Below are 7,170 nucleotides of genomic sequence, written 5' to 3' on the forward strand. Positions count from 1 at the left end.
CTCCTGACTGCGGTGGTTGGCAGGCAAAATACTATGCCTGCTTACTTTTCTACAGTATGCCAGCTTCCCCGGACCCGGGGCGCCACTGGGTGATGGCGGAGATCACCTGCCGGACGGCTTCGGGCAGAAGGGCGGGCTGCACCGGCCCCTGGCGTGCGGCGAGCGTGCCGGCACGTCCGTGGATGCTGGCTGCCGCCGCTGCGACGCGCGCGTAGTAGCCCGGTTCCGGGGCGGATTCCGGACCTGTGGAGAGCATGGCACCCAGGATGCCGGAGAGGGTGTCCCCGCTGCCCGCAGTGGCCAGCCAGGGTGTTGCCTCTGCCTGGCTGTAGACACCGCCGCCGTCGGGCGCAGCAACCAGTGTCGCCCATCCCTTCAGGAGGACGGTGGCGCCGGTCAGTTCGGCAGCTTTCTGCACCCAGGTCAGCGGATCGGCCTCGATCGCAGCCCGCGCCGCTGATTCGCCGAGCCGGCCCAGCAGGGCTGAGAGTTCACCGGCGTGCGGGCTCAGGATCACCTGCGGGCCCAGGCCCGGTTCGACGGCGGAGAGGGCATCGGCGTCGATCACGCACGGCAGCCCGGAAGCCATCGCGTCCACCGCGCGGCGCCGCTGCGCTTCATCCGTTCCGGCACCGGGCCCGGCAACCCAGGCCTGGACATGGGTGAGGGATACCGTGCTGTCTGCGCAGACAGCTTCCGGATGGGTCTGGTTGATCAGCCGGCGCACGGGCTCCGGACCCAGGTACCGCACCATCCCGGTGCCGGTTGCCAGGGCAGCGCCGGTAGCCAGTACGGCCGCCCCGGGATACGTTTCGGATCCGGCGGCTATGCCCAGCACCCCCCTGGTGTATTTCTGGTCTCCGGCGGCAGGCTGCGGCAGCAGCGCCGCAATGTCCGGCGTCAGGAGCCGCTGGACGGCCGGAACGCCCAGATAGGAAGAAATCCCGATGTCGACAACTTCAAGGCGCCCCGATGCCACGGCTCCGGGGCCGGCCGTCAGCCCGGCCTTCAGCGCACCGAAAGTCACCGTCAGGTCCGCGCTCAGGTGAGGTCCGGGTGCCTGCCCCGTGTCCGCGTCGATACCGCTGGGAAGGTCGCAGGCGACGACGGCGGGGGCCTGGCCGCGGCGCAGCCGCGCCGGTGCCAGGGCGGCAAGACCGGCTGCGGGGCCGCGCAGGCCCCCTTTGCCGCCGGTCCCGAGGATGCCGTCCAAAACCAGGTCCGCGTCTCCGCAAAGCCGCAGGGCTTCGTCGAGGTTTTCCTCAGCCAGGGCCAGAATCCGTCCGCCGCCGGTCCGGAACGCTGCCAGGGCATCGGGGTGCGCGGAAGAGGAGGTGAGGACGGCGGTGGCAGCACAACCGCGCCGCAGCAGCCTGACGGCGGCATACAGGGCATCTCCCCCGTTGTTGCCGGCGCCGGCAAGGACCACGCACCGGGAACCGTAGAGCCGGCCCCGCCGCTCCTTAACCAGACGTGCCGCGGCAGTGTAGAGCCCGTGGGCTGCCAGCTGCATAAGCTCTGCCCCGGCGCCTTCGTCCAGCAGCGGACGCTCGGCAGCCCGGACCGCGGTCCCGGAGTACGCACTGATCATGCGTACAGACTAGCCTTCAGCGACCACCATGGCAGTGGCAAGATCGCCGTCATGGCTTAGCGACAGGTGCCAGACCCGAACACCGCGGGCTTCCGCAGCGGCCGCTACAGTGCCCTCGACCCGGACCCGGGGCGCTCCGGCGGCGTCCAGCTCAATCTGGCAGTGCTGCCAGTTCATGCCTGCCGGTGCGCCAAGCGCCTTGGCTACGGCTTCCTTTGCCGCGAACCGGGCTGCAAGCGAACGCAGGTTCAGTTCACGTTCAGCCGGGACGAACAGCCGGGCACGCAGCCCGGGGGTCCGTTCCAGCTGGCGGCCGAACCTCGGGACGTCCACCACGTCCACTCCGATACCGACAATCATGCTGCTCCCCCTGGTCCCTCGGCTGACGGCTGGTTTCGAATTATTCGACGGTGACGGACTTGGCCAGGTTGCGCGGCTGGTCCACGTCGTATCCCTTGGCAGTGGCCAGGGCACAGGCGAAGATCTGCAGCGGAACCGTGGTCAGCAGCGGCGCCAGCAGGGTTGGCGTTTCAGGCACGTAGAAGACGTGCTCCGCGTAGGCCTTCACGGCGTCGTCGCCCTCTTCGGCTATCACGATGGTCTTGGCGCCGCGGGCGCGGATTTCCTGGATGTTGGAAACCACCTTGGCGTGCAGCGAATCACGGCCGCGCGGCGACGGCACCACAACGAAGACCGGCTGGCCTTCTTCGATCAGCGCGATCGGTCCGTGCTTGAGCTCACCGGCGGCGAAGCCTTCAGCATGGATGTAGGCCAGTTCCTTCAGCTTCAGGGCACCTTCCATGGCTACCGGGAAGCCAACGTGCCGGCCCAGGAACAGTACGGAGGAGGCGCTGGACATCAGGTTGCCCAGTTCCTTGATTTCCTCTGCGCTGTCCAGCACATGCTGGATCTTGGCCGGAACCTTGCCCAGGTCGGCCAGGATGTCCTTGATCTCGCCCTGGAACTTGTTGCCGCGGATCTGCGCCAGGTACAGGCCCAGGAGGTAGGTGGCGGTGATCTGCGCCAGGAATGCCTTCGTGGACGCGACCGCGATTTCCGGTCCGGCGTGGGTGTACAGGACGGCGTCTGCCTCACGCGGAATGGTGGAACCGTTGGTGTTGCAGATGGCCAGGACCTTGGCGCCCTGTTCCTTGGCGTAGCGGACGGCCATGAGCGTATCCATGGTCTCCCCCGACTGGGAGATCGCCACGATCAGCGTATTGGAATTAACGATCGGGTCCCGGTAGCGGAACTCATGGCTGAGTTCGACCTCAACGGGAATGCGGCACCAATGCTCGATGGCGTACTTGGCCACCTGGCCGGCGTACGCGGATGTACCGCAGGCCAGGACCATGATCTTGCTGATCGACTTCAGTTCCTCCGGGCTGACCCGGAGCTCATCCAGCGTCAGGCGGCCGTCAGCGTCCGACCGTCCCAGCAGGGTATCCGCTACAGCCTGCGGCTGGTCATTGATCTCCTTTTCCATAAAGGAGTCATAGCCGCCCTTTTCCGCGGCAGCGGCGTCCCAGTTCACATCGAACTCGGTGCCCTTGGCAGGCGCTCCGTGGAAATCGGTAATCTCCACCGAGTCCGGGGTGATGGTGACAATCTGGTCCTGTCCCAGTTCAACAGCCCGGCGGGTGAAGTCGATGAAGCCGGAGACATCGGACCCGAGGAAGTTCTCGCCGTCGCCCAGGCCGACGACGAGCGGAGAGTTCCGGCGCGCGGCCACCACGGTGTCCGGGGAGTCAGCGTGGACGGCAAGCAGGGTGAAGGCGCCTTCAAGCCGTTGGCACGCAAGCTGCATGCTCAGGGTGAGGTCCCGACCGCCGTCGCCGGCGTAAATGCGGCCCAGCAGTGCAGCAGCCACCTCAGTGTCAGTTTCGGAGCGGAACACGGTACCGGCGGCCAGGAGCTCTTCCTTGAGCTCGGCAAAGTTCTCGATGATGCCGTTGTGGATCAGCGCAAGGCGGTCGTTGTCCGCCAGGTGCGGGTGGGCGTTGCCGTCGGTCGGGCCGCCGTGGGTGGCCCAGCGGGTGTGGCCGATACCGGTGGTTGCTTCGGGCAGCGGCGCGGCGTCCAGCTCCGCCATCAGGTTCGCCAGCTTGCCGGACTTCTTCCGGGACTCGATGCCGCCGGAAGTCAGCACAGCAACGCCTGCCGAGTCGTAGCCACGGTATTCAAGGCGCTTCAGGCCTTCCATGACAACGTCCAGGGCGTTGTGTCCAATTGCTGCGGCTGCGCCCGGGCGGCCGGTATAACCTACGATTCCACACATGCCTCTAAGAGTACCGGCAGCAGCCGCTGCGGCAGTAAACGCTGCCCGGCGGCCTGCAGGGCCCGAGTCCTTCACCGTTTGGATAGACCGGCGGGGCAGTGCACAATTCCTAGAGTGACCGAACCAACCCCAAAGCCAACGTCCAGCAACGGCCAAGAGACAAACTTCACTCCGTTCGTTGAACTGGACCGGCAGACCTGGTCACGCCTGTCCCACGAAATCGAATCTCCGCTGAACCAGGAAGACATCACCCGTCTGCGCGGACTCGGGGACCAGCTGAATCTGGATGAGGTACGGGAGGTCTACCTTCCGCTGTCCCGGCTGCTGAATCTCTACGTTGCCGCTGCCGGCAAGCTGCACAGCGCCACCACAACTTTCCTGGGCGAACAGACCACCCGCACACCGTTCGTGATCGGCGTCGCCGGTTCGGTGGCAGTAGGCAAATCCACTACAGCCCGTGTGCTGCGGGAAATGCTCCGCCGCTGGCCGGACACACCGAACGTGGAACTGATCACCACTGACGGCTTCCTCTACCCCAACGAGGAGCTCAAGCGCCGCGGCCTGATGCAACGCAAAGGCTTCCCGGAGAGCTACGACCGCCGCCGGCTGCTGCGCTTTGTCAGCGCTGTGAAGTCCGGAGCCGAGGAAGTCCGTGCTCCCCGGTACTCCCACCTCACCTATGACATTGTTCCGGACTCAGAAATCGTCGTCCGGCGTCCGGACGTCCTGATCGTCGAAGGGTTGAACGTGCTGGCCCCGGCCCGCACGCGCCCGGACGGCCGGTCCGGGTTGGCCCTGAGCGACTTCTTCGACTTCTCCATCTACGTCGATGCCCGGACCTCCTACATCGAAGAGTGGTACGTGCAGCGGTTCCAGTCCCTGCGCAGCGGAGCGTTCGCGAATCCGGCGTCCTACTTCCACCGCTACGCTGCCCTGACAGACCATGAAGCCCGCCAGACGGCACTGGACATCTGGAAGCGCATCAACGAACCCAACCTGGTCACCAATGTCCTGCCCACGCGCGGACGGGCCCAGCTGGTACTCACCAAGGACGCCGACCACTCCGTCCGGCGCATGTTGCTGCGCAAGACCTGAAATCTTCGGACATGACGGTGTAGCCGGGCCTTCCGGCGGCTACTCTGGCGACATGCTAAAGGGATTCAAAGACTTCATCATGAAGGGCAATGTCCTGGACCTGGCGGTTGCCGTGATCATCGGCGCGGCCTTTACGACCGTGGTGAACGCTCTGGTCAATGCGGTGCTTATGCCGTTCATCTCCGGGCTCGTGGGCTCGCCGAACTTCGACAGCTTCGCCGCGGTTGACTTTAACGGCAACCAGATTCAGTTCGGCGTCCTGCTTACTGCCGTCGTCAACTTCCTGCTCATTGCGGCAGCCGTGTACTTCGCGATCGTGCTGCCCATGAACAAGATGATCGAACGCAGGAACCGGCGGCTCGGAATCACCCCGGAGCAGAGCGCGGATCCGCAGGTCATGCTGCTGACCGAAATCCGGGATGCGCTTACCGCACAGTCACCTGGCGGGCCGAAACACTAGCCGCGTTTCGACCGGCCCGGGACTAGACGCCTGCGCCCTCGGAAGCTTTCAGCGACAGGTTCGCTTCCACCACTGCTGCCAGCCTGGCAGCAACGTTCTGCGCTGTTTCCATGTCCGCTGCCTCCACCATCACCCGTACCAGGGGTTCGGTGCCCGAGGGACGCAGCAGGACGCGTCCGGTTTCCCCAAGCTTCTCCTGGGCGTCGATTACCGCCTGGCGGACGGCTTCGTTGGTAGCGGCTGCTGTCTTGTCCACGTTCTTGACGTTGATGAGCACCTGCGGAAGCTTGTCCATGATGCTGGCAAGCTGCTTTAAGCTGCGTCCGGTCTTGGCCACCTGCGCAGCGAGCTGCAGTCCCGTGAGCACACCGTCACCTGTGGTGGCGTACTTGGAGAAAATGACGTGGCCGGACTGTTCTCCGCCCAGGCTGTAGCCGCCTTCACGCATGGCTTCCAGGACGTACCGGTCCCCTACCCCGGTCTCCCGGATGGAGATACCGGCCTCACGAAGGGCCAGCTTGAGGCCAAGGTTGCTCATGACTGTGGCTACGAGGGCGTCGTCCTTCAGTTCACCCGACGCTTTCATGGCTACGGCCATGATGGCCATAATCTGGTCACCGTCCACGATCCCGCCATCCGCATCCACGGCAAGGCAGCGGTCGGCGTCGCCGTCATGGGCGATGCCGAGGTCCGCACCGTGCTCCTGGACAGCGGCCTGGAGGGGGCCCAGATGGGTTGACCCGTAACCGTCGTTGATGTTGATGCCATCCGGATCCGCGCCGATGACGATCACTTCTGCGCCGGCGTCGGCGAAGACCTGGGGCGAGCAGCCGCTGGCAGCACCGTGCGCGCAGTCCAGGACTACCTTTAGCCCGTCAAGGCGGTTGGGAAGGGTCTGCAGCAGGTGAACGACATAGCGGTCCTCGGCGTCCGCGAAACGTTTAATCCTGCCGACACCGGCGCCGGTGGGGCGCAGGCTCGGAGCGTCCATTTCTGCTTCGATGGCGTCTTCGAGGGCATCGTCGAGCTTCTGGCCGCCTCGGGCGAGGAATTTGATGCCGTTGTCCGGTGCGGCATTATGCGAGGCCGAGATCATGACGCCGAAGTCCGCATCGAGGTCGGCTACGAGGAACGCCGCCGCGGGCGTGGGGAGGATGCCCGCGTCATAGACGTCGACGCCGGAGCTCGCGAGGCCTGCCTCCACTGCGGCGGAGATGAAGTCGCCGCTGATCCGGGGGTCGCGTGCCACAACAGCAACCGGACGCTTGCCTGCCGGTACCTGGCGGTGTCCCAGCACCACTGCGGCCGCCTGGGCCAGTCCAAGGGCCACCTCGGCCGTGATCAGTCCGTTGGCCAGACCCCGAACGCCGTCGGTACCAAACAGTCGTGTCATAGAAGTGTCCTTAAAGCATGTGGTCGCCGGGAGGCCGGAAATACAGGGATACGCATCACCGGGCTGGGGAACAGGCGCAACCCCCGCGCCTATTCTGCCACCAGAAGACCAGCTCCGGCGAAACGCCGGCCTCGACGGGCCGGGCAGGAGCGCGGATTTCTGCGCTGCTCCAACCGGCGAACCCTGCGCTGGCTTGGGGCTTTAACATACTCGTGTCCGATGCCGCACAGGGACGCGTTTTCCCTTCTGCCCGGCGGTTCGCGCCCATACTGCGCGCTGTCAGGGTGTTCAGACCTCTTCTGTCCTCCGAGGTCCGGGTACGCAGAAGGGGGCCCCCCCGCGGGCCGGGGGGG

6 protein-coding genes are annotated in these 7,170 nt (G+C 65.6%); 2 read left to right on the forward strand and 4 right to left on the reverse strand.

Features of this window, described 5'->3' with window-relative positions; translation table 11 throughout:
- Positions 1–49: 49 nt before the first annotated feature.
- From TVC13_RS05065 to glmS, 3 genes are read right to left on the reverse strand one after another with little or no spacing between them, the layout of a single operon-like run.
- A complete protein-coding gene (locus TVC13_RS05065) occupies positions 50–1,591 on the reverse strand; it encodes an NAD(P)H-hydrate epimerase (protein WP_422400140.1) in 1,542 nt (513 codons plus the stop codon).
- Positions 1,592–1,600: 9 nt separating this feature from the next.
- Positions 1,601–1,951 carry a holo-ACP synthase gene (locus TVC13_RS05070; RefSeq protein ID WP_325789262.1) on the reverse strand — a complete coding sequence of 117 codons (351 nt, stop codon included), beginning with the start codon at positions 1,949–1,951 and terminating at the stop codon, positions 1,601–1,603.
- A 40-nt stretch (positions 1,952–1,991) separates the two neighbouring features.
- Entirely contained in the window at positions 1,992–3,869 is a 1,878-nt protein-coding gene (gene glmS, locus TVC13_RS05075) for a glutamine--fructose-6-phosphate transaminase (isomerizing) (protein WP_422400141.1), read from the reverse strand.
- A gap of 114 nt (positions 3,870–3,983) precedes the next feature.
- On the opposite strand from glmS, the gene coaA reads away from it, so the two are divergent.
- Both coaA and mscL read left to right on the forward strand, forming a co-directional pair.
- Positions 3,984–4,964: a type I pantothenate kinase gene (gene coaA / locus TVC13_RS05080; protein WP_422400142.1), complete on the forward strand. Its 981-nt coding sequence runs from the start codon at positions 3,984–3,986 to the stop codon at positions 4,962–4,964.
- Positions 4,965–5,016: 52 nt separating this feature from the next.
- Positions 5,017–5,424: a large conductance mechanosensitive channel protein MscL gene (mscL, locus tag TVC13_RS05085; RefSeq protein WP_422400143.1), complete on the forward strand. Its 408-nt coding sequence runs from the start codon at positions 5,017–5,019 to the stop codon at positions 5,422–5,424.
- 22 nt (positions 5,425–5,446) lie between these two features.
- Here mscL and glmM read toward each other — a convergent pair whose 3' ends face one another.
- On the reverse strand, positions 5,447–6,817 hold the full coding sequence (gene glmM / locus TVC13_RS05090) for a phosphoglucosamine mutase (RefSeq protein ID WP_422400144.1): 1,371 nt from the start codon (positions 6,815–6,817) through the stop codon (positions 5,447–5,449).
- Positions 6,818–7,170 lie beyond the last annotated feature (353 nt).

Source organism: Arthrobacter sp. 3Tela_A (assembly GCF_049311025.1).
Classification (GTDB): Bacteria; Actinomycetota; Actinomycetes; order Actinomycetales; family Micrococcaceae; genus Arthrobacter_B.